The sequence below is a fragment of the Helicobacter pylori genome (assembly GCF_001653475.1).
In the GTDB taxonomy this organism is placed as follows: domain Bacteria; phylum Campylobacterota; class Campylobacteria; order Campylobacterales; family Helicobacteraceae; genus Helicobacter; species Helicobacter pylori_CM.
The window spans coordinates 683,937-707,604 of sequence record NZ_CP011487.1; the positions used below are offsets into that span (position 1 = coordinate 683,937).

General features: G+C 39.6%; 20 protein-coding genes and 1 pseudogene. 7 read left to right on the forward strand and 14 right to left on the reverse strand.

Going from position 1 to position 23,668, the window contains the following annotated elements:
• Position 1: 1 nt before the first annotated feature.
• Genes hydD through AA974_RS03355 form a run of 4 tightly spaced genes read right to left on the reverse strand, consistent with a single transcriptional unit; the run spans position 2 to position 4,129 of the window.
• Positions 2-538 (reverse strand): hydrogenase biosynthesis protein HydD, encoded by a 537-nt coding sequence (hydD, locus tag AA974_RS03340; protein WP_064433415.1) that lies wholly within the window; start codon positions 536-538, stop codon positions 2-4.
• Positions 535-1,209, reverse strand: a complete 675-nt coding sequence (gene cybH / locus AA974_RS03345; RefSeq protein ID WP_064433416.1) for a Ni/Fe-hydrogenase, b-type cytochrome subunit — start codon at positions 1,207-1,209, stop codon at positions 535-537. Before cybH ends, hydD begins: the two co-directional genes overlap by 4 nt.
• Before the next feature lie 12 nt (positions 1,210-1,221).
• Positions 1,222-2,958: a nickel-dependent hydrogenase large subunit gene (locus AA974_RS03350; RefSeq protein ID WP_064433417.1), complete on the reverse strand. Its 1,737-nt coding sequence runs from the start codon at positions 2,956-2,958 to the stop codon at positions 1,222-1,224.
• Positions 2,959-2,974: 16 nt separating this feature from the next.
• Positions 2,975-4,129, reverse strand: a complete 1,155-nt coding sequence (locus tag AA974_RS03355) for a hydrogenase 1 small subunit (protein ID WP_064433418.1) — start codon at positions 4,127-4,129, stop codon at positions 2,975-2,977.
• A 163-nt stretch (positions 4,130-4,292) separates the two neighbouring features.
• On the opposite strand from AA974_RS03355, the gene AA974_RS03360 reads away from it, so the two are divergent.
• Positions 4,293-4,877 (forward strand): NADPH:quinone oxidoreductase MdaB, encoded by a 585-nt coding sequence (locus AA974_RS03360; protein ID WP_064433419.1) that lies wholly within the window; start codon positions 4,293-4,295, stop codon positions 4,875-4,877.
• 57 nt (positions 4,878-4,934) lie between these two features.
• On the opposite strand, the pseudogene AA974_RS03365 reads toward AA974_RS03360, so the two are convergent.
• The 4 genes and pseudogenes from AA974_RS03365 to ispG all read right to left on the reverse strand — a co-directional run bounded on the left by AA974_RS03365 (position 4,935) and on the right by ispG (position 10,458).
• Positions 4,935-6,984: pseudogene (locus tag AA974_RS03365) on the reverse strand (DUF262 domain-containing protein).
• A gap of 116 nt (positions 6,985-7,100) precedes the next feature.
• Positions 7,101-8,159 carry a tetratricopeptide repeat protein gene (locus AA974_RS03370; RefSeq protein ID WP_064433420.1) on the reverse strand — a complete coding sequence of 353 codons (1,059 nt, stop codon included), beginning with the start codon at positions 8,157-8,159 and terminating at the stop codon, positions 7,101-7,103.
• Positions 8,160-8,170: 11 nt separating this feature from the next.
• Entirely contained in the window at positions 8,171-9,376 is a 1,206-nt protein-coding gene (locus AA974_RS03375; RefSeq protein WP_064433421.1) for a 2,3,4,5-tetrahydropyridine-2,6-carboxylate N-succinyltransferase, read from the reverse strand.
• Between the two features lie 2 nt (positions 9,377-9,378).
• On the reverse strand, positions 9,379-10,458 hold the full coding sequence (gene ispG, locus AA974_RS03380; protein WP_064433422.1) for a flavodoxin-dependent (E)-4-hydroxy-3-methylbut-2-enyl-diphosphate synthase: 1,080 nt from the start codon (positions 10,456-10,458) through the stop codon (positions 9,379-9,381).
• A gap of 154 nt (positions 10,459-10,612) precedes the next feature.
• Here ispG and AA974_RS03385 point away from each other — a divergent pair, with 154 nt between their 5' ends.
• From AA974_RS03385 to AA974_RS03400, 4 genes are read left to right on the forward strand one after another with little or no spacing between them, the layout of a single operon-like run.
• A complete protein-coding gene (locus AA974_RS03385; protein ID WP_064433423.1) occupies positions 10,613-11,740 on the forward strand; it encodes a succinyldiaminopimelate transaminase in 1,128 nt (375 codons plus the stop codon).
• Complete coding sequence (gene murC / locus AA974_RS03390) at positions 11,733-13,082, forward strand: UDP-N-acetylmuramate--L-alanine ligase (RefSeq protein WP_064433424.1); 1,350 nt, start codon at positions 11,733-11,735, stop codon at positions 13,080-13,082. Before AA974_RS03385 ends, murC begins: the two co-directional genes overlap by 8 nt.
• The gene (locus tag AA974_RS03395) at positions 13,082-13,444 is read left to right on the forward strand and encodes a hypothetical protein (protein ID WP_064433425.1); all 363 of its coding nucleotides are present in this window, start codon (positions 13,082-13,084) and stop codon (positions 13,442-13,444) included. Before murC ends, AA974_RS03395 begins: the two co-directional genes overlap by 1 nt.
• Positions 13,444-15,690: an endonuclease MutS2 gene (locus AA974_RS03400; RefSeq protein WP_064433426.1), complete on the forward strand. Its 2,247-nt coding sequence runs from the start codon at positions 13,444-13,446 to the stop codon at positions 15,688-15,690. Before AA974_RS03395 ends, AA974_RS03400 begins: the two co-directional genes overlap by 1 nt.
• Before the next feature lie 152 nt (positions 15,691-15,842).
• On the opposite strand, the gene ppa is transcribed toward AA974_RS03400, so the two are convergent.
• From ppa to AA974_RS03430, 6 genes are read right to left on the reverse strand one after another with little or no spacing between them, the layout of a single operon-like run.
• The gene (gene ppa / locus AA974_RS03405) at positions 15,843-16,364 is read right to left on the reverse strand and encodes an inorganic diphosphatase (protein ID WP_064433427.1); all 522 of its coding nucleotides are present in this window, start codon (positions 16,362-16,364) and stop codon (positions 15,843-15,845) included.
• A 54-nt stretch (positions 16,365-16,418) separates the two neighbouring features.
• Entirely contained in the window at positions 16,419-17,111 is a 693-nt protein-coding gene (locus AA974_RS03410; RefSeq protein WP_230380964.1) for a glycosyltransferase family 25 protein, read from the reverse strand.
• 29 nt (positions 17,112-17,140) lie between these two features.
• The gene (locus tag AA974_RS03415; protein ID WP_064433429.1) at positions 17,141-17,761 is read right to left on the reverse strand and encodes a glycosyltransferase family 25 protein; all 621 of its coding nucleotides are present in this window, start codon (positions 17,759-17,761) and stop codon (positions 17,141-17,143) included.
• Between the two features lie 25 nt (positions 17,762-17,786).
• A complete protein-coding gene (locus AA974_RS03420; protein WP_064433430.1) occupies positions 17,787-18,362 on the reverse strand; it encodes an adenylate kinase in 576 nt (191 codons plus the stop codon).
• Positions 18,363-18,378: 16 nt separating this feature from the next.
• Positions 18,379-20,112 carry an aspartate--tRNA ligase gene (aspS, locus tag AA974_RS03425; RefSeq protein WP_064433431.1) on the reverse strand — a complete coding sequence of 578 codons (1,734 nt, stop codon included), beginning with the start codon at positions 20,110-20,112 and terminating at the stop codon, positions 18,379-18,381.
• 34 nt (positions 20,113-20,146) lie between these two features.
• On the reverse strand, positions 20,147-21,088 hold the full coding sequence (locus tag AA974_RS03430; protein WP_064433432.1) for a chemotaxis protein: 942 nt from the start codon (positions 21,086-21,088) through the stop codon (positions 20,147-20,149).
• 76 nt (positions 21,089-21,164) lie between these two features.
• Here AA974_RS03430 and ligA point away from each other — a divergent pair, with 76 nt between their 5' ends.
• Both ligA and AA974_RS03440 read left to right on the forward strand, forming a co-directional pair.
• Positions 21,165-23,135: an NAD-dependent DNA ligase LigA gene (gene ligA / locus AA974_RS03435; protein WP_064433433.1), complete on the forward strand. Its 1,971-nt coding sequence runs from the start codon at positions 21,165-21,167 to the stop codon at positions 23,133-23,135.
• 124 nt (positions 23,136-23,259) lie between these two features.
• Positions 23,260-23,592, forward strand: coding sequence for a ribbon-helix-helix domain-containing protein (locus tag AA974_RS03440; RefSeq protein WP_064433434.1), 333 nt, complete (start codon positions 23,260-23,262; stop codon positions 23,590-23,592).
• Positions 23,593-23,668 lie beyond the last annotated feature (76 nt).

A 23,668-nucleotide genomic window follows, 5' to 3' on the forward strand; every position in this document is an offset into this window, starting at 1 on the left:
TTCAAAAACCCTTATAAGAGAGTTCAGCGATACGATCTAAGGCGATATGATCGGCGCGCTGCATTTTAACTCCCCATGCGTTGAGTCGAGTTTTTATGGCTTTTAAGGCTGTTTCTAAAGCGTTTAAAATTTCGCTTGAAAGCTTGAAAGTAGTCTCGCTCCCTATCACAAAAGGCACAAGCCCCACGATAAAAGTTTTAGGCAAATCCCCTAAAAACTCCGCAAGCCTTAAAGTGTGCAGCATTTCCACTTCATGCGCACTCCCAGCCCATGTGATTTCTTTAGGAGCATCCTTAAAATCAAAGGCATAGACTGATCCTATCTCAACGCCTTTAGCGCTCACGCAATCTAAAATCAAAACCTTTTCATACGAAGTGATTAAAGGAATGAGTTGCTGAGCCATTGTCCCCCCATCCACAATATCCACGCTAGGGAAAAAAGAAAAATTTCTTTTGAGGTAGTGGGCTAGATGCACCCCAATCCCTTCATCGCCAAAAAGGATATTGCCAATGCCTAGAATTAGGATTTTTTGACTCATTCTTTGGTATAACCATAGCCATTAATCATAGAATCCGCCCCCGAACTTTCATACCTGATAGAATGGAAAAAGACCATATAAACATGCACAGGAACAAACAAAATAAACCCCCAAGTCGCTAAGTGGTGGATAAAACGAACATTCGCTAACCCCCCACAAAGCACCTCAAACCACTTAAAAGCACTCGCTAAAAACGCTCCAAGCCCCGCATGATAGACATTATAATACAGCACCATCCCGCTCAAGCTCATTAACACTATCAAAACAATCAAGGTGGAATAAGCCACGAGTTGGATAGGGTTATACGCTCCTTTAGTGTGGGGTTTGCCGCTGATAAGAAAATACGCTTTCATCTGATTAATCCAGGCTTTTGGGCTTAAAAGCTGGCTAAAACTTTTGCGCTCCAAAGCACTTTCTTTAGTGAAAAAAAGATAGGTTCTAAAGATCAATGCACTAATGAGCAAAAACCCAAACATGACATGAAAAGAGCGCACATAAGCTTGTAAAAGATACACCCCTTTATAAAAGCTGGAATTAGGTTGCAAAAAAGGGTAAGCGATGTAAAACCCTGTAGCGATTAAAAGAAAAATACTCAAAGCCCTAACCCAATGGAAAAAGCGCACAAAACCTGAATATTCTTTGTGTAAAACGACTTTATTCATTTTATCCATGCGTAACCCTTTTTAGAATTTAGCGAAATTAGGCTCTACTTTAAACTCGTTTAAAGACTGCCCTTTAAAATCCATCACATGCACAGAACATGCGATGCATGGGTCAAAAGAATGGATAGTCCTAATGATTTCTAAAGGCTGGGTTAAATCAGCGATTTTAGTGCCAATCAAGCTCATTTCATAAGCCCCCCTTTGATTTTTAGAATCTCTAGGCCCCGCATTCCAAGTAGAAGGCACCACCGCTTGATAATTTTCCACCACGCCGTTTTTAATACGCACCCAATGGCTTAGCATACCCCTTGGCACTTGACCGATATAGCGCCCTTTATATTCTTGATTTTTATCAATGTAATAAGGAGTGCAAGTGCTTTGATCGCTTTTTAGATTTTCCACTAACGCATCAAACGCCAAAAGACCATTATCAGCGATTGTTTTAGCTTCAATACACCTTGCTGCCGTTCGCCCAAGCGTTGAAAACAACGCCTCTAAAGGCAGTTTAGTGTCTTTTAAAAACTTAGTAGCCACTTCAGTAACATAAGGGTTTTTCGCCGCTAAACCTACCACTACGGAACTTAAAGGGCCTACTTCCATGGGCTTACTATCGTATCTGGGCGATTTTATCCAAGAATATTTATCTTTAGTGTCAAGCACTTTAGTAGGGATTATTTTATTTTCAATCCCCACGCTCTCGCCGTCTTTCAAACCGGTATAATGCGGGTTAGTTTGTCCGTCATAAGGGTGGAGTTGTGCTTCTTTAGTGTTTTCATATTGATACCAAGAATGCGTAACTTCTTCTTTAATCAAACTCTCATCAATGGGGTGCAGTTTAGAAATATCCCCATCAAGTACCACCCCACTACTCAAAAGGTATTTATCCCTCCCGAGCAACACTTCTTCATAAGCGATAAAATTCCTTAAGCCACAGCCTCTAATAACGGATGGCTCATTAGCGAACATTTCGCCTGCCATCACCAAATCAGGGTAGTAAGCATGGTTGATAAAATGAGCCACCACTTCAAACTTGCTCTTCCATTCAGCCAATCTTGTCGGATCCAATATATCCATAACGCTCGTAACACCCCCCACCGTTAGGCTTTGTGGGTGAGGCTGTTTGGCCCCAAAAATAGCGGTCATTTTCGCCGCTTCCCTTTGGATTTCTAAAAGCTTGAGATAGTGGCTTAAGACGATTAAATTTTGCTCTGGGCTTAAACGATAGGTTTTATGCCCATAATATCCATTACTAAAAGGCCCCAAAGATCCGCTTTTAGCGAAATCGCTCAAGCGTTTTTGAACCGCTTTTAATTCGGGTGCACCGGTATTGATAGGATAAGGGCTGTATTTGAAAGAAAGTTTTGCCGCTTGAATGGGATCGGCTTTTAAAGCGCTCATAATATCGCACCAATCAAGCCCATGCAAAGTATAAAAATGCACCACATGGTCATGAAAAAGCAGCGCCATGTTCATCAAAGATCGCACCAATTGCGCGTTTAATGGGGGGGTAATGCCTAGAGCGTTTTCTACTGCAGTGATACCGGCCTTATAATGCGAATAAGTGCATACCCCACAAATCCTTTGAGCGATGAAGCCTGCATCTCGTGGGTCTCTGCCTTTAATAATGGTCTCTAACCCCCTAAAAAGCGTAGAAGAAGAAAACGCATCAGTGATCACATTATCATCATCTACAATCACTTCAATCCTTAAATGCCCCTCAATCCTAGTGATAGGATCGACTACTATTTTTTTTGACATGTTAATCCCTTACTCATTACTCTTTGTTTTTGATCGCTTTAGAAAGGAGCGCATGTGCGGCAATGCCAATAGCGGTTGCACTGAGTAAAGTCGTGCCTACTTTATCCGCTACTTTATCAGCCCCTAAGCCATCAAAGGCGGTTTTAATGGAACGATTCGCTAAAGGCTCTTCAAAAGGACTCATCGTATCCCAAAAATTAGGCTCAGAACACCCTATGCACCCATGCCCCGCACCTATGGGCCAAGAAGTGTGTGAATTGAAGCGGAGTTTGGAGCAATTATTGAAAGTGTAAGGCCCTTTACAGCCCATTTTATACAAACAAAAGCCCCTTTTAGCGTTTTCATCGCCAAAATGCTCCACAAACTCGCCCGCATCAAAATGCCCTCTCCTTTCGCACAAATCATGAATCCTGTTCCCATAAGCCCAAGCGGGGCGGTTATACGCATCCAGTTTAGGGAGAGCCCCAAACATCAAGTAATAAAGCACATTACCCACGATATTTTTTTCACTAGGCGGGCAACCAGGAACATTGATCACGGGTTTATCAATGATTTTATGCAAGGGTTGCGCGTTAGAGGGGTTAGGGTAAGCCGCTTGCACGCCCCCAAAACTTGAGCATGTGCCTATGGCAAAAATAGCGGCTGCGTATTGGGCGGCTTTCCTGCACTCTTCAGCTCCCGTTTCAGCGTTCGGGCCTTGAGTGAGAAAGTATTCTGTGCCTTGCGGGATACCCCCTTCTACCATTAAAATGTAATTGTTTTTATGCTTTTCTATGGCGTCATGCAAGCTTTTTTCAGCTTGAAAACCGCTCGCTACCATAATGGTCTCATGGTATTCTAGGTTGATGTAATCAAAGATAATGCTATCAATGGTGGGGTCTGCGCTCCTTAACAAACTTTCGCTACAACCGGTGCATTCGGCCATGTGTAACCAGATCACGGGCAATCTGTTAGCCACTTCCACCGCTTTCAAAGTCAAGGGAGCAAAACTAGCCGGTAACGCCAGAGTCGCACTCATCATGCCCGCCCACTTCAATAAATCGCGCCTGGAAATGCCTGCACCTTTAAACTCGTCTTGCAAGTTTTTATGCTCGTTATGAGCGTTAAACGAACTAACTATATCAAGGCGTTCTTCAATCTTTTGATAGGTCTTTTTTTCATCATAAAACATGACCACTCCTTAACAGAAATTTTGATTATCTTAACATAATAAAAATAATCCAGCTGCAATTGATTGTTTTTTAGCTTTTATTCAGATTGAGAGAATTTCTTTAATATTAAGTTAAGTTTCATTTGGATAGAATTCCCCCCCATTTTATTATAAAAGGAACAAAATGAAAAAAGTACTCATCATTAACGGAGCCAAAGCGTTTGGGCATTCTGGGGGGAAACTCAACGAGGCATTGACCCACCATGCAAAAAAGACTCTAGAATCTTTGGGGCTAGAAGTGGATACAACAATCGTGGATAAAGGCTATGAAACGAGCCAAGAAGTGGAGAAATTCTTTAGCGCTGATGCGACTATTTGGCAAATGCCTGGCTGGTGGATGGGAGAGCCTTGGATCGTGAAAAAATACATTGATGAAGTCTTTAGCACAGGGTATGGGAAGCTTTATGCTAGCGATGGCAGAAGTTCGCAAAACCCCACTAAAAACTACGGGAAAGGGGGCTTGATGCAAGGCAAAAAATACATGTTGAGCTTGACCTGGAACGCTCCCATTGAAGCCTTTAATGACCCTAAGGAATTTTTTGAAGGGGTGGGTGTGGATGTTGTGTATTTGCATTTGCATAAAGCGTTCCAGTTTTTAGGGCTTTCAGCGCTGCCTACTTTTATTTGCAACGATGTGGTAAAAAACCCCCAAATAGAGCAGTATTTTAACTCCCTAACCACGCATTTACACCAAGCTTTTGGCAAGTGAAAATAAGGGTTTTTTAACCCCCATTTTTTTAACCCCCCATTTCTTTGGGGGGCTTGTTTATTCCACAATAAAGTCTCTAGGATTGAGCTCACAGCCCAAGATGAGATCCCTAAGATTACCGCCCACCGTTTGATAACCCGCATTGCTTACAAAGTAGAATCCGCTTTTTTCAAAAGGCACAACAAGAGTGCCATCTCTATTCCTTAATTGCGCTTTTGCTTTATCCCAGTAAATATATCTTTGAGATCCACCGTCTGTGTAGCTTTCAAAGGCTTCTCTGGCGTTTTCTAGCAAATAGTCTATGACAGCACTAGCCAATTCCTTAGCGTTTTTTATTGTTTTCCTTTTCTGATTGGGGAGTTTAACGCTTTGAAGATTATGGGAAGTCAAGTCATCATCAAGGGTTTTACTAATCTCTCTGGTGCGGTATTCTTTAGGCAAATCTTTAAACAATTCCACTTGACAAAATTGATCCGCTAAATATTCGCTCCTGGCCTTCACTTCCTCTATCCCCCAAGAATGGGTGTTATTGACGAAATAGTCGTTTAAATGCAAGGAGCTGTATTGTTCCATAAGCTCTATTTTTTCATCGTAAGATTTGTTGCCAAGCTTTTGATTTTGCCCTGATAAGGTCAGATTCCCAAAATTATCAATATAGTCTTGCTCAAAAGTGAAATAGTCCCCTACCATGTCGCGCCATTCTTGTGTGGGGGTTTTGGGGTAGAAATGCTCTACTTCTAAATTCTCTTCTTTGGGCGGCTCGGCGTTACTTAATTTTTCTATCTCAAGCAGGATGAATTTGCACGCTTGATTTGTTGAATAAGCGTTACGCACCGCAAACGCCGCTTTAATTTTATCGTCATTGGGGAACGCCGCTTGACCAACGCTCTTGCCCAGATAGCGCTTGAGCGCATCGGCTGAAACATTTTCTAGCTGTCTGTATAAAGAATAAAGAACTCTAGTAAGCGTAGGAGAAGAATCTCCGCACACGCTCCTGCGCACGAAGTAGCTGATAAGGATTTGCAAAATTTCGTAGAAATTTTCATAATCTAATTTGCCTTCTTCAAAATCTCTGGTGCAACGCAAAACAAAGGGCTTTGCCACGCCAAATTTGATTTTTACGAGATCTTTAATGTGCAAGCGTAAATTCGCTAACTGCTGCGAGTCTCCACGCTCTAAAAAATAATGATCTCTGTCTAAAAAGATTTGATAGATTCTGCCATACTCACGCATATCGCTCATAAGACCTTGTATATCGTTAGGGAAATTGTCTCTGTGGTGGGCTTTTAGCGTGTAATACACTTCGCGCTCTTGCTCTTTAAATTTATCCTCAAAATAGATTCTCAGATAGGTTTTGATAAAATCATTCAAATCCCTTTCAAGAAGCCAATTTTCTAAAGGAACCCAATAAGTCTCATAAAGATGTCTTTGTTTCTCAGAATTTTCTCCCATCATCAGATAGTTGCGGATAAGATCCAGCCCTTTTAATTGCACGCCTGTAGCGTTAATGCTTTCAAACACCACTTGCGGATCGTCTTCGCCCAACTCTAAGCCTACGGCTACGATTTTAAGCCGCAAAAACGCACTATAAATCTCTTTCTATGCGATAGGATTTTCTGATATAATTGTCAAGCTCTTTGGTGAAAAATTTATAATTATTCTTAATGTGCGATACGCCTTGTATTTCATGCGATCGATTTTGCATGACCAGATCAAAGGCTTCTTTATCGCTTTTAATGGGCTTGAGACGCAGCCTTTGTCCCGTAAGATTGAGAAGATTATCAATCTCTTTTTTTATCCCTTCATTTTGTATCTTTGTCTCTATGGCTTTAAGCAAAAGCATGATGGTGGTAATCCTTTGCTGCCCGTCAATGATGACAAATTCTTGCAATTGTCTTAAGCTCTTTTCATCATCAATCAAATGCAAAATATAAGTGATAGAACCCATGAAATGCGTTTTCTTATTTTGAGAAATACCGACAATATCTTGCAGTAATTTTTCGCAATTTTCTTCTCCCCAAGTGTAGTTTCTCTGATATACAGGGATAGAAAATATCGTGCCTGTTAAGGCAAAAAAGTCGTTAATGGTGCTTTGTGTTACTTTCATCTCTTTTTCCTTTTAAGCCAATTTAGAATCACACCGAGTATTAAATCAAAAAAAAAGAGCTTAAACTTTTGAAAAAACCACAATTTGTGGCCGAATTTATTAAGAAATGGTTATTACTAGGGTATCTCATAAGAATGATACGGCATGAACAAGCGCCCGTAATTAGGATTCACGCGCAATAAATGCTCTTTGAAATTCCCATAATTACGACAGCTTGACTCAAAGCCATTATCGCACGCATACGAGAATAGATCCAAAGCCCTCTGATCGTCTTGAGGCACGCCTAAGCCCTTTTGATACAGCACGCCCAAATTGTTACAGCTCCCCAAAATCCCCCCATCGCATGCCATTTGAAAATATTTCGCCGCATAGTGGTTATTCAAAGGAGCCCCTAAATCCCCATTCGCATAAATCCAGCCTAAATTCGCACACCCCATCATATCCCCAGCGTTACACGCCAAATAATTCAAATCCACTTGACTGAGTTGTGCTTTATCAATGCCATAAATATTATTCACATTAGACATCAAGCCCAGATTATAACACCCCATATCATTCCCATTATCGCATGAAAATTTATAATAACCCATCGCTTTGTAATAATCTTTTGGGACCCCACTCCCGTTAGCAAACATCCACCCCAAATTATTGCATGCGATCATATCCCCCCCTTGACAAGCCACCGCATACAATTGCAAAGCGTTTTCTTTATCGTTTGAATCAGCGTTTTTTTTGTTTTCATACATTTGAGCCAGATTCGCGCAAGCGGTCGCATCGCCTCCACTGCAACCCATTTCATAATAGCGAGCGGCTTTGAGTCTGTTCGTTTGGATCCCTACCCCATTAGCATACATCGCTCCCACTGCAAAACACCCGGTCGCATTACCATTATCGCACGATTGGGAAAAAAGCCTAAAAGCTCCTTGATAATCGCCCTTTTTAGCCAATTCAATACCGGCAGAAAGCTCGTTTTGAGCGTTTTCAGGCGATCCTAATTTGTCTAACAGATTAGAGTTATCGTTTTTAGGGGTGATCTGGGTGTTAGGGCTTGGCGCACCCTTAGCGTTAGCGGGGTTTAATTCAGGGGGCGTGTTTTTTGGGGCTTGATTATTTTCTTCAGCGCCGCTAATCTGTAAGACTAAAAAAACAAGCAATAACAAACTTTTTTTGAGCATTCTTTTAATCCTTAATGCAGGTTTTGATTCAACTCAATTTTTTTCACACTCCTAAAAGCAATCAGCTTACCATTTTGGCTGTTGGAACGAAAATGCACGCCATTTTTCCCAGAAAGCTCTTTGCCTTTGTAAAGATTATTGGCATGTTTTTCTAAACCGCTATTCACTTCTAAAAGCTTTTTAAACTCATTTTCTTCAATTTCTATCACGCTCCCGGCTAATACGGCAACGCCTGCATCCACAATACAGCCATCGCCTAAACTAATTCCTGTAACGCTATTAGCCCCTAGCAAACAATTTTTCCCGATGCTAATAGGGTTGTTATTCCCTCCGCTTAAAACGCCTAAAACGCTCGCTCCTCCACCAATATCAGTGCCTGCTCCAACCACCACCGATGAAGAAATACGCCCCTCATTCATGCACACTCCCATAGCCCCTGCGTTAAAATTCACATAACTAGCCCCAGGCATTTGAGTGTAACCACCGGTCCCTAAATATGCCCCAAAGCGCGTTTTTGAGCTGTCCAATAAGCGGATATTATCAAACTCAGGGATTAATTGCATCAAATAGCGCGGGAATTTATCTATAAAATCAATATTAGGGAAATTGCCTTGCATTTTTAAAGCCACTTCGTTCATTCTAAGCCATTCTAATTCATAAGGCTTGTTACCGCTCCAAGCCGCATTAGAAAGCTGGCTAAAAATACCCTCTAAATTCAAACTCCTCAAAGGGGCTTTACCTAAAGAGAGCGCTAAAAGTTTCATATACGCACTCTCCACGCTCTCGCAAGGCTTATCTTCATACAAAATCACCAAGCGATAAAGAGACTCCCCACCGCTATTTTTCAAACGATTTTCTTCTAAAGCCTTTAAAAGTGCTAAAACCACTTGGATGTTTTTATGAGCCATTTTATTAGAATAGGCTTCATTCAAAAAGGGCGTATAAAAATCCAGTGCTTTTAACACAAAACTTTCATCAATCTCAATGACGCACTCGCTCGCGCTCTCTTTTAGGATTTTTTCTTTTGAAAACGCGTTGCAAAACACCGCATAAGAGCCTAGATTTTCATCTTTCCAATTCAAAACAGGGTAAGTGGCGCATAAAATCTTTTTAGAAATTGGGGCAATGTCCAATCTGGCAATGCCAAAGCCTAAAGGCTCTTTATAGTGGTTAGATTGCTGGTAGTTGCTCACAAAATTTTTAAACTTATTTATCATGCCTAATCCTTTAAACTTTTTTCTCTTTCTTTAGCTAAATTTTCCACTTCTATCACAAAAGTTTCAAACAAATCCTTTTCAGCCAGTTTGTGAATGACTTTACCCTCTTTAATGATCAAACCGCTGCGATTCCCAAAAGCGATCGCCATGTCTGCATGCTTGGCTTCACCTAAAGCATTCACCACGCAACCCATCACGCTAATGTCTAAAGGGGTTTTAATGTGGCTTAGGCGTTTTTCTACCTTGCTCGCCATATCCACTAAATTAGCTTCAATGCGCCCGCAAGTGGGGCAAGAAATCAAATTAATCCCTTCTTTCAAACGCCCGCTATGGCGTAAAATCGCTCTAGCCACTTTGATTTCATTTTCTAATTCCCCTGTGATGGATATGCGCATCGTATCCCCAATGCCCTCCATTAAAAGCCCCCCTAAAGCCATAGCGGATTTGATACTAGAACTAAAAAGATTGCCCGCTTCAGTAACTCCTAAATGGAAAGGATAAACCACAAGAGGGCGCAACATTCTATAAGCTTGCATGGTGCGCACCACATCGCTCGCTTTTAAAGAAATCTTAAAATCAGTAAAATCCAAATCTTCTAAAAGTTTGGCGTTATACAAAGCGCTTTCTACCATGCCTTTTGGGGTGGGTCCGTATTTTTGATCAAACTGCTTTTCTAAACTTCCGGCATTCACGCCAATCCTTATAGGAATATTTTTTTCTTTACAAGCATCAACCACCGCTTTGATTTTGTCTTTAGAGCCGATGTTCCCGGGGTTAATCCTAATCGCATCCACGCTTTGAGCGGCAATGAGAGCGAATTTATAATGGAAATGAATATCAGCGATTAAAGGCAAAGGAGACACTTTTTTCAATTCTTTTAAGGCTAGGGCGTCCTTTTCATTACTCACCGCCACCCTCACTAAATCAGCCCCAGCGAGTTTGAGTCTGTCAATTTGATTTTTAGTGCTTTCAATATCAGCGGTTTTACTAAAAGTCATGCTTTGCGTGCTTATAGGAGCATCACCCCCTATGGCCACGCTACCGATAAAAATTTGCTTGGTCTTAACTCTGTTTTCTAGCATTAAATCTCATTCATCAGTTAAATTCTTATGCGCTATTATACTCTTTTATGCTCTCTCTTTTATGTTCTCTTTGGCTCTTTTTTAGCGTTTTCAATGATAAACGCTTAAATTTTAGGTAAGATTAACTATTCCATTTTAAGATTAAAGTAACCCTATGACCTTTAAGCCTTATCCTTTTGAACGATTAAGAGCCTTGTTTAAAGAGATCACCCCTAAAAAAAGGGGGCTAGATTTAGGCATCGGCGAGCCGCGATTTGAAACGCCCAAATTCATTCAAGACGCTCTTAAAAGCCACACCCATTCGCTCAATATCTACCCTAAAAGCGCGTTTGAAGAGAGTTTGAGAGCAGCTCAAAGAGGTTTTTTTAAACGCCGTTTTAAAATAGAACTGAAAGAAAACGAGTTAGTCTCCACGCTAGGATCTAGGGAAGTGTTATTCAATTTCCCTAGTTTTGTTTTATTTGACTATCAAAACCCCACTATCGCCTACCCCAACCCCTTTTATCAAATCTATGAAGGATCAGCCCAATTCGCTAGAGCTAAAAGCCTTTTAATGCCTTTAGTTAAAGAAAATGATTTCACTCCAAGCTTGAATGAAAAAGAGTTGCAAGAAGTGGATTTAGTGATCTTAAATTCCCCTAACAACCCCACCGGAAGAACCCTTTCTTTAGAAGAATTGATCGCTTGGGTCAAACTCGCTTTAAAACATGATTTTATTTTAATCAATGATGAATGCTATAGTGGAATTTATGAAAATACGCCTCCCCCTTCGCTTTTAGAAGCTTGCATGCTTGTTGATAATAAAGCGTTTAAAAATGTTTTGGTTATCCATTCGCTCTCCAAACGCTCTAGCGCTCCAGGGCTAAGGAGTGGTTTTATCGCTGGGGATAGCAGCATTTTAGAAAAATACAAAGCGTTTCGCGCTTATTTAGGCTATACGAGCGCTAATGCGATCCAAAAGGCTAGTGAAGCGGCTTGGCTAGATGATACGCATGCAGAATTTTTCCGCAATATTTATGCGGATAATTTGAAACTAGCGCGAAAAATCTTTAAAAACACGCTCATTTATCCTTATAGTTTTTATGTGTATCTGCCTGTTAAAAAGGGCGAAAATTTTGCAAAAACGCTTTATCAAAACGAAGGCATTACTACTTTACCGGCTTTGTATTTAGGGCGTAATCACATCGGCGCTGATTGCGTGCGTTTAGCCCTTGTCTATGACACTCCCCTTTTAGAAAAGCCTTTAGAAATCATAGAAACTTATCGAGAAAATCATGCTTGAAACCCCAAAAGTTTTACTCAAAAACCTGCAAGATTGCAAGATCCATTTTATCGGTATAGGGGGGATTGGCATTTCAGGCTTAGCCAAATACCTTAAAGCGCAAGGGGCTACAATCAGCGGCTCTGATATTGCCATAAGCCCCAGCGTTAAGTATTTGAAAGCTTTAGGCGTAGAAATTAATATCCCGCATGATCCAAAGGCGATTGATAATCAAGATGTCATCATCCATTCAGCCATTATTAAAGAGGACAATACAGAAATACAAAGGGCTAAGGAATTAGAAATCCCTATTTTGTCTCGTAAAGACGCTTTGTATTCCATCCTTAAAGACAAGCGCGTTTTTAGCGTGTGCGGGGCTCATGGAAAAAGCAGTATCACTGCCATGTTAAGCGCGATTTTCCCCTTTTTTGGAGCGATTATTGGGGCGCATTCTAAAGAGTTTAATTCCAATGTGCGAGAGAGCGCGAACATGAGCTTGGTTTTTGAAGCGGATGAGAGCGATTCAAGTTTTTTATTTTCTAACCCTTATGCCGCGATTGTGCCTAACACAGAGCCAGAACATTTGGAGCATTATGGCCACGATTTAGAGCGCTTTTTCTCCGCTTATGGATATTTTTTAGACCATGCTCAAAAAAGAGTGATCTATAAAGAAGATCCTTTTTTAAAAAACTATTCTAAAGACGCTATTGTTTTAGAAAAAAAAGACATTCGCAATATTCAATACATTTTAAAAGACGGCGAGCCTCACACTTCATTTGAATTGAAAGATTTGGGGGCTTTTTTGGTGTGGGGGTTAGGCGAACATAACGCCACGAATGCGAGTTTGGCGATTTTAAGTGCTTTAGATGAATTGAATTTAGAAGAAATTAGAAATAATTTATTGAATTTCAAAGGCATTAAAAAACGCTTTGATATTTTGCAAAAAAACGCGCTCGTCCTCATTGATGATTACGCCCACCACCCCACTGAAATCAGCGCCACTTTAAAAAGCGCTAGGATTTATGCTAACTTATTGAACACGCAAGAAAAGATTGTAGTGATCTGGCAAGCGCACAAATATTCTCGCTTAATGGATAATTTAGAAGAGTTTAAAAAATGTTTTTTAGAGCATTGCGACAGGTTGATCATTTTACCCGTTTATAGCGCGAGTGAAGTTAAAAAAGACATTGATTTGAAAGCCCATTTTAAGCATTATAACCCCACCTTTATAGACAGGGTGCGTAAAAAGGGGGATTTTTTAGAGCTATTAGTCAATGATAATGTAATAGAAACGATCAAAAAAGGCTTTGTGATAGGCTTTGGAGCGGGGGATATTACCTATCAATTGAGAGGCGAAATGTAATGGGCGTAGCGGTTGTTTTATTTTTAACGCTAGTTTTATTGTTTTTGGTTTTAAGGGATTTTGGTTTAGCAAGCCCTAAACAAAAACTTGTAGCTTTTTTAATCGTAGGGATTATAGGAGCAAGCATAAGCGTTTATACTTATAAACAAAACCAACAAAACCAACAAGAAATCGCTTTGCAAAGAGCGTTTTTAAGGGGGGAAACCTTGTTGTGTAAAGGCATTAAAGTGGATAACCAAACCTTTAATTTAGTGAGCGGGACTTTGAGCTTTTTAGGTAAAAAACAAACCCCTATGAAAGATGTTCTTGTGGATTTGGATTCTTGTCAGACGCTTCAAAAAGATCCCTTAATCCAACCCTAATGATGAATAATAATACCCCACCCAAACCACTAGAAGAAAGCCTGGATTTAAAAGAGTTTATCGCTCTTTTTAAAACCTTTTTTGCAAAAGAAAGAGATTCTATTGTTTTAGAAAGCGATCTCAAACAGGCTTTCACTTATTTAAACGAAGTGGATGCGATCGGTTTGATCGCCCCTAAAAGCGTGAAAGAAAGCGATCTTATTGTCATTAAACTCACTAAATTAGGAACGCTCCATTTAGATGAAATCCATGAGATTGTCAAACGATTGCACTACATTGTCATTTTACAAAACACTTTTAAAACTTTCACGCATTTAAAATTTCATGAACGCCTTAACGCTATTGTCCTGCCCCCATTTTTTAATGATCTCATCGCTTTATTTGATGATGAAGGAAAAATCAAACAAGGGGCTAACGCTACCCTAGACGCTTTGAATGAAAGTTTGAACCGCCTTAAAAAAGAGAGCGTAAAAATCATTCGCCATTACGCGCGCTCTAAAGAGCTTGCCCCTTATTTAGTGGATACGCAAAGCCACCTTAAACATGGTTATGAATGTCTTTTATTGAAAAGCGGGTTTTCTAGTGCGATTAAAGGCGTTGTGCTAGAAAGGAGCGCTAATGGCTATTTCTATCTTTTGCCTGAAAGCGCGCAAAAAATCGCACAAAAAATCGCGCAAATTGATAATGAAATAGATTACTGTATTGTTGAAATGTGTCAAACTCTAAGCCATAGCTTGCAAAAACACCTTTTATTTTTAAAATTCCTTTTTAAAGAATTTGATTTTTTAGACAGCTTGCAAGCGCGGCTTAATTTCGCTAAAGCCTACAATTTAGAATTTGTCATGCCAAGCTTTTCTCAAAAAAAAATGATTTTAGAAGACTTTTCGCACCCCATTTTAAAAGAGCCAAAGCCCTTAAATTTGAAATTTGAAAAATCAATGCTCGCTGTTACCGGCGTGAATGCGGGCGGGAAAACCATGCTCTTAAAATCGCTTTTAAGCGCGGCTTTTTTAAGCAAGCACCTCATTCCTATGAAAATCAACGCTCATCATTCCATTATCCCCTATTTTAAAGAAATCCACGCCATTATTAATGACCCTCAAAACAGCGCGAACAATATCTCTACTTTTGCAGGCAGAATGAAGCAATTTAGCGCTCTTTTACCCAAAGAAAACATGCTGTTAGGCGTTGATGAAATTGAGTTAGGGACTGACGCTGATGAAGCGAGCAGCTTGTATAAAACCCTGCTAGAAAAATTGCTTAAACAAAACAACCAAATCATTATCACCACGCACCACAAACGCCTGAGCGTGTTAATGGCAGAAAACAAGGAAGTGGAATTACTAGCCGCTCTTTATGATGAAGAAAAAGAACGGCCCACTTACACTTTTTTAAAAGGGGTTATTGGCAAAAGCTATGCGTTTGAAACCGCTTTGCGCTATGGCGTGCCGCATTTTTTGATTGAAAAAGCGAAAGCTTTCTATGGCGAAGACAAAGAAAAATTGAATGTTTTGATTGAAAATTCCAGCGCGTTAGAAAGGGAATTGAAGCAAAAAAATGAAAATTTAGAGAACGCTTTAAAAGAGCAAGAAGATTTAAAAAACGCATGGCTTTTAGAAAGGGAAAAACAAAAAGAAATCTTTCACAATAAAAAATTGGAATTGGAAAAATCCTACCAACAAGCCCTAAATATCTTAAAAAGCGAAGTCGCTTCAAAAGACACCAGCTCCATGCATAAAGAAATCCATAAAGCGAGCGAAATTTTAAACAAGCATAAAACAAGCCAGGAGATCCCACAAACGATAACGAGCTTTCAAACTAATGAAAAAGTGCGCTATAAAAATGAAAGCGTGCTGATTGTGCAAATTTTAGACAAGGGCTATTATTGGATAGAAACTGAGCTTGGCATGCGTTTGAAAGCGCATGGGAGTTTGTTGAAAAAAATCCAAAAACCCCCTAAAAACAAATTCAAACCCCCTAAAACAATCATTCCTAAACCCCAAAAAGCGAGCTTGCACCTTGATTTAAGAGGACAACGCAGCGAAGAAGCCCTGGATTTACTAGACGCTTTTTTAAACGACGCGCTTTTAGGGGGTTTTGAAGAAGTGCTTATTTGCCATGGCAAGGGGAGCGGGATTTTAGAAAAGTTTGTGAAAGAATTTTTAAAAAACCACCCTAAAGTGGTAAGCTTTAGCGACGCTCCCATTAATTTAGGCGGTAGTGGGGTTAAAATCGTTAAATTGTAGTTTTTGGTGCTTTTTTATGGGGAATCAATACAAAAATCCGCTTTAAACTATAAAGCCATTTCACACCAACACCCAATGAGAACAAAGCCTTTTTAAAAGAGAGCGTTAAAAAGGGTTTTTAAGCTTCATTGAGCCAAAACCCTTAAAAATCTTTAGCCTTGATAGGCTTTTATCGCTTTCTCTAAAACCTTAATCGCGCTCTCTTTGTTTTCAAACCCCTTGACTTTCACCCATTTATTAGGCTCTAAATCCTTGTAAGTTTCAAAAAAATGTTTGATTTTATCTAAAGTGTGTTTGGATAAATCATTAATATCTTTGACATAGGAATGCGTGGGATCAATCTTATCTATGGGTAAAGCGAGCAATTTTTCATCCATTCCGCTTTCATCTTCCATGTTCAAAACCCCAACCAAGCGCGCTTTCACCACGCTCCCGGCTTGAAAAGCCACATCGCTTAAAACAAGCACATCTACAGGGTCGCCATCAGATCCTAAAGTGTTAGGCACAAAACCATAATTTGCGGGGTAATTTTGTGCTCCATAAAGCACCCTATCCACCATTAAAGCCCCGCTTTCTTTATCCAATTCATACTTGATATTAGAATGCTTAGATATTTCAATCACCACGCACAAAGCGTTAGCGTCATGGCTTACTTCTAATTGGTCTAAATTCATTGCAATCTCCTTTGAATAATAAAAAGACTTATTCTAACATAAAGCCCGCTCTTTTTAACCCTCTTTAGGGGTTTTTAAATGATCGTATTGTTTGCTGTATTTGTGAAACGCCCTCAAACACTTTCTAGTGTTTAATTGATCATAAAAAAGATTATCAAAATAAGATTTTTTAGGGGGTTTTAATGAAATGTCAGGCTTTTTCGCATTTTGGATGGTGCTATTAAAAGCATGCTTGTTTAAAGAAACAGGGCAAGGCACATAGGTAAAATTAGCAATATCATGGTAAGTGGGGTTGTTTATGAACATATCCACCGGCTCTATGATTTTAAAACGCTCTGTGGCTTCTATAAAAGTTTTAGCGCCCTTAGGCGTGAGATAGTATCCGGCCGTAGTGGCCACATACACGCTAGTGAGGTAAAAATGCTCTAAAAATAGCGCCTCTTTTTCGCTATCAGCACGCCTTTCTAAAAAGGTCTCTTTGATGTTTGCCTCCTTTGCTAATAAGGATTCGTATTTTCCTGTGAGATCATCGTATTTTCCTGTGAGATCATCGTATTTTCCTGTGAGATCATCGTATTTTCCTGTGAGATCATCGTATTTTCCTGTGAGATCATCGTATTTTCCTGTGAGATCATCGTATTTTCCTGTGAGATCATCGTATTTTGCCACGAGTTGCTTATACACTTCTGTCCGAGCTAAAACATTTCCAATGAAGCGGTTGAGTTTTCTTTTAACTTTTTTAAACACCACTTGGTTAAAAGAGGTTTTTGGGGGCGCTATTTTGCAAGACTCAGATAGTTCTTTAGAGTCTTGTTGCGTTTCAGTAATAAAATCTTGTTGCGCATCTTGCGTGGAATTGGGGGGGGGATAACTTCATGGTTTTCAACGGGTGTCTCTCCCACGAAAGCCTCAATCTCTGCATGATCTTCAATAGGTGCTTCAACCTCTGTATAGATAGGGAGAGCGGACAAATTGGTCTTATGGCCTCCCCAATAATGCCCGTAGAGTCTCACAAAATCAAAAGGACTTTTCAGGCAATCTTCTAGGGCTTGCATAAAGTTAGACTCTAGCGCTACATCATCTTCTAAAATAACGACCGGTTGGTTTGTTTTGACGCATTCTTTCCATAAAAGATAATGGCTTAAATAGCATCCAAATTCTTGGGGTAACAATTCTCCACAACAATAATCAGAATGGAACCAATCGGATTTTAACATACTTTGTGCATCATAAAGCTCTTGAACGAATTTTTCAAAATCTTCGTGTTTAGGGCTAATAGCGTCAAAGATTTGAAAAACACAACGCCCTTTAAATTTCTCATTGGATTCTGAAACGAGTTTTTCAGTATCTGAACGCCTTTGACTTTCTTTTAAAGAAATGATATAGACACCAATCACAGCTTATTCTCCTTGAGAGCGCATTTTAATTCCTAAAAGACAAGATGTATTCTTGCATTTCGCCCACAATCTCTTCAACGCTTCTTTCGCCATTGATCGCTTTATACACCTTCTTATTCTTGTAAAAATTTTGGATCTCAACCAACGGATTTAAAAACACCCGCATGCGGTTATGAAACACCATCTCGTTGTCATCAGCCCCCCTAGAGCGCCCTAAAACCCTTTCTTTAGCGGTGTTTTCACTCACTTTTACTTCAATCACGCTTTTTAAAATCACTTCGTTTTGAGCGTTCAATTCCTTATCCAAAGCCTGCATTTGTTCCACGCTCCTAGGATAGCCATCAATTAAAATAATCCCTTTTTCAGAGCTTTTAATCGCTGAAAGGATCGTTTCTACTACAATTTCTAAAGGCACTAATTCGCCTTGAGAAGTGAATTTCTCAATCAATAAGCCTCGTTCGGTCTTTTTAGCGCTCTCAGCCCTTAGTAAATCCCCGGTAGAAAAATGAGCGATTTTTCCGCTGTTATTCTTAGCGATAAGCTCTGCATCAGTGGTTTTACCACTCCCTGGGGCTCCAATAATCAAAAATAATTGTTTCATATCATATCCTTTTAAATTATTTTCTTAAGCGAATGTGTAATTCTCTTAGTTGCTCTTCATTAATGGGGCTAGGAGCGTCAGTCAATAAACATGAAGCTTTTTGCGTTTTAGGGAAAGCGATCACATCTCTAATGCTATTGGATTTGGTCATTAACATGATCAAGCGATCAAAGCCTATCGCAAAGCCCCCATGAGGAGGAGCGCCAAACTTTAGCGCTTCCAGTAAAAAGCCAAATTTCTTTTGTGCTTCCTCTTCGTTGATATTGATTTTTTCAAAGACTTTTTTTTGTATTTCTTCTTTATGGATCCTAATGCTCCCCCCACCAAGCTCCACGCCATTAAGCACCACATCATACGCATGCGCTTCAATCTCTTCTAAATCTTTGCATTCTATATTTTTAGGCATCGTGAAAGGGTGGTGCGCAGCATGATAGCCGTTTTCAGTTTTTTCAAACATGGGGAAATTGACTACCCATAAGAAATTCAAAGCGTCTTTATCAATCAAATCAAGCGTTTCAGCCACCTTCAAGCGCAAACGCCCCATGTAATCTAACACGATTTTTTTATCCCCGGCCCCGAAAAAGACAATATCCCCAATTTGTGCACCAGTTTTTTCTAAAATATTCTTAAGCCCCTTTTCGCTTAAAAATTTAACTAAAGGCCCTTTAATCCCGTCTTCTTTAATTTGCAAATACGCCAAGCCTTGAGCCCCAAATTGGCGCACAAATTCTTCTAATTCTTTTAAAACGCTACGGCTAAAAACCGCATCAGCCCCCTTAACATTCAAAGCTTTAATGCGTTTGTTTTTAGGATCTTGCGCGATATTAGAAAAAATAGCGTTTGAGCTGTCCATAAAACAATCCCCCACTTCTATTAAAGGCAATTCAAAGCGTAAATCCGGCTTATCGCTCCCGTAATTTTCCATCGCTTCCTTATAAGGCATGCGTTTAAAAGGTTTAGAAATATGATGCCCAATCGTTTTAAAAATCTCTTGCAACAAATCTTCCACCACGCCCATCACATCATTTTCACTACAAAAACTCATTTCCGCATCAATTTGCGTGAATTCTGGTTGCCTGTCCGCTCTCAAATCTTCATCTCTAAAGCAACGAGCGATTTGAAAATACCTGTCCATTCCCCCCACCATTAAAAGCTGTTTGAACAATTGCGGGCTTTGGGGGAGCGCGAAAAATTCGCCCTCATGCACCCTGCTTGGCACTAAATAATCCCTAGCCCCCTCAGGCGTGGTTTTAGACAAAATGGGGGTTTCAATCTCTAAAAAGCCCTTTTGAGCTAAAGCGTTACGAGTGATAAGAGCCACTTCGCTGCGCAATTTAAAGATTTCATAAGCGTTCAAAGAGCGTAAATCCAAATAACGGTATTTCAAGCGCAAATCTTCATTCACATTTTTATTGCCAATTTCAATCGGTGGGGTAGCGCTTTTATTTTCAATGACTAACTCTTCTAAAACAATTTCAATTTTACCGGTCTTTAGTTTAGGGTTTTCTAACCCAGGTCCTCTCAAACGCGCTTTTCCTTTAGCCACTAGCACAAATTCGCTCCTAACTTCTAAAGCCTTTCCATAAGCCTTAGAGCTAGGATCACAAACCAGTTGCACTAAACCGCTTTTATCCCTTAAATCAATAAAAACCACGCCTCCATGGTCTCTATAGGTGTTACACCACCCAGCCACTTTGATGATTTTACCCACATCTTTTTCACTAATTTCTGTGCAGAAATGACTTCGCATGTTTTATCCCTTTAAATTAAAACAAAAATTAAATTTATGAAAGCGTTTTTTTAAGCATTTCATGGATTTCAAGAATGTTAGATTTTACCACAAAACCATCCGCTTCTAAAGATTGGGCTAATTGGCGATTAGAATCGCTGCTCATGGACGAATTGATAATCACAGGAATGTGTTCAGTTCTGCTATCAGCTTTAATGGTTTTTAGCACTTCAAACCCTGAAATAACAGGCATTTCTAAATCCGTAATGACCACGCCGACCTGTTGGTAATGCTCTTTTTCATACAAATAATCCAACAATTCTCTCCCGTTTGGAAAGGCTAAATAACGCAATTCTAAAGTTTGAACGATTTTTTCTAGGGTTTTAAGAGCACTCAAGGAGTCTTCAGCGATTAAAATGAGTTTTTGGCTCTGAATGGCTTCTATGCAACGCAAAGTCAAATCGTCTAAATCTTTCAAGCTAGGGAAAACATCGCTAATCATCTTTTCCACATCTAAGATTTGCACCACCCGTTCTTCATCAAAACGAGTGATAGCGCTAATCTTACCCTCTCCACTAACGCCTTGTTTGTCCCCAGCGCTAATTTCAGTCCAATTTTTATGAATGATCCTTTCAATTTTTAAAACCTTTAGAGCGATGGAGTGGTTAGAAAAATGGCACACAATCACCAAATTATGGTCATCTTTAACGCTGTATTCTTTTAAATTGCGACCTAAATCATGAGCGTTATAATGCAACCACCTTTTCACATCCACTAAAGGGATAGACTCGCCCCTAACGCTAAGAAATCCAAGCATCACGCCATCATTCCCCCCAAGAATCTCTGTAACCTCCCCATCATAATAAATAATTTCTCGGATCTTAAAAATGTTCATGCCATAAAGTTGGGCGTCTTTTTCTTCATCTAATCTAAAACACAGAAATTGCGCTTCGCTGTTTAAATGCAACGAAGTCGTTTGGTCAATGCCTCTTGCCACCTAATTTCCCCTAAGCCCTATCAAAGATTAAATGCTATAATACTACCCTAATTTAGTTTAAAAGGTTTTAAGAAACATGATAAAAAACCAAAAAGAATATTTAGAAAGAATTAAATATTTAAACACCCTATCGCACCATTATTACAACCTTGATGATCCCATCGTAAGCGATGCAGTCTATGATGAACTTTATCAAGAATTAAAAGCTTATGAAGAAAAAAACCCTAATAACATTCAAGCTCATTCCCCTACCCAAAAAGTGGGGGCTATTACCACCAGTTTGTTCAAGAAAAACCCCCATTTAATGCGGATGTGGAGCTTAGATGATGTGTTCAATCAAAGCGAATTGCAAGCGTGGTTGCAACGCATTTTAAAGGCTTATCCTAGCGCTTCGTTCGTGTGTTCGCCCAAACTTGATGGGGTTTCACTCAATCTTTTGTATCAACATGGCAAGCTAGTGAGCGCGACCACTAGGGGCAACGGCTTAGAAGGGGAATTAGTTAGCGCAAACGCCAAACACATCGCTAATATCCCCCACGCTATCGCTTATAATGGAGAAATAGAAATCAGGGGCGAAGTGATCATTTCTAAAGAGGATTTTGACGCTTTAAATCAAGAGCGCTTAAACGCTAATGAACCCCTATTCGCTAACCCTAGAAATGCCGCATCAGGGAGTTTGAGGCAGCTTGATAGTGCAGTCACTAAAAAGCGTAAATTGCAATTCATCCCTTGGGGCGTGGGCAAGCATTCTTTAAATTTCCTAAGCTTTAAGGAGTGTTTGGATTTTATTGTCTCGCTAGGTTTTAGCACTATTGAATACTTAAGCCTAAACAAAAACCACCAAGAAATAGAAGAAAATTACCACACCCTGATTAGAGAAAGGGAGGGCTTTTTTGCCCTTTTAGACGGCATGGTGATCGTTGTGAATGAATTGAAGATTCAAAAGGAGCTAGGCTACACGCAAAAATCCCCTAAATTCGCTTGCGCTTATAAATTCCCGGCTCTAGAAAAACACACAAAAATTGTAGGAGTCATTAACCAAGTGGGGCGCAGCGGAGCAATCACACCGGTCGCTATCTTAGAACCTGTAGAAATTGCTGGAGCTATGATTACCAAAGCGACCTTGCACAATTATTCTGAAATTGAAAAAAAGAATATCATGCTCAATGATAGGGTTGTCGTCATTAGAAGCGGCGATGTGATCCCTAAAATCATCAAACCTTTAGAATCTTATAGAGACGGCTCGCAACACAAAATCATACGCCCCAAAGTTTGCCCTATATGTTCGCATGAGCTTTTGTGCGAAGAGATTTTTACTTATTGTCAAAACCTTAATTGCCCGGCAAGGTTGAAAGAAAGCTTGATCCATTTTGCTTCTAAAGACGCTTTAAACATTCAAGGCTTGGGCGATAAAGTCATAGAACAACTTTTTGAAGAAAAACTCATTTTTAACGCCCTGGATTTGTATGCTTTAAAATCAGAAGATTTAATGCGGCTAGACAAATTCAAAATCAAAAAAGCTCAAAATCTATTAGACGCTATTCAAAAAAGCAAAAACCCTCCCTTATGGCGTTTGATTAATGCTTTAGGGATTGAACATATTGGCAAGGGAGCGAGTAAAACGCTAGCCAGATACGGCTTAAAGGTGTTAGAAAAAAGCGAAGCCGAGTTTTTAGAAATGGAAGGCTTTGGGGTGGAAATGGCGCGCTCTTTAGTCAATTTTTACGCGAGCAATCAGGAATTTATCCGATCATTATTTGATTTGTTGGTCCCTAAAAACAGCGATACGGCTGAAGAAAAGCAAAAAAGCTCTTCTGTTTTCCATAATAAAACGATTGTTTTAACCGGCACGCTTTCTAAACCACGGCAAGAATACGCTCAAATGTTAGAAAATTTAGGGGCAAAAATTTCTTCAAGCGTGAGCGCTAAAACCGATTTTTTAATCGTTGGAGAAAATGCCGGATCAAAACTCGCTCTAGCACAAAAACATGGAGTGAGTGTTTTGAATGAAGAAGAATTATTAAAGCGCCTTAAAGAATTTGATTAAAATTAAAATCAAATATCCAGTTACATTCTAAAGAAAAATTCCAATTTTCATTCTTAATGAATTTACTCACAAGATCCTATTTTATAGTAGAATGCAAAAAATAGAGACATTTTAAGGAGCAATGATGGAACACCATAAAGCACACACAACCATTCAGGCTTTACAAGCAAAACGCAAAAAGTTGCTAACAGAATTAGCTGAGTTAGAAGCAGAAATAAAAGTGAGCAGCGAACGAAAGAGCAGTTTTAACATTTCGCTCTCGCCCAGTTTGTTAGCTGAAATAGAAGAGATAGAATACGAAGAAAAAATAAGTAAAGAGCGAAGAATCAATTACAGCGTTTTACTCTCGCCTAGTTTTATGGCTAAAGTGGATGAATACATGAAAGAAAAGGGTTTTTCTAACCGCTCGCTTCTCTTTGAAAAAGCGTTGGAGTTTTATATGTTAAAACACTCATAAAACCAATAACGGACAAAAAACGAGAGGGTATTTAGGGTTTTGATAATGAAAATCAAAAACTCCGTTTCTCTAGTTT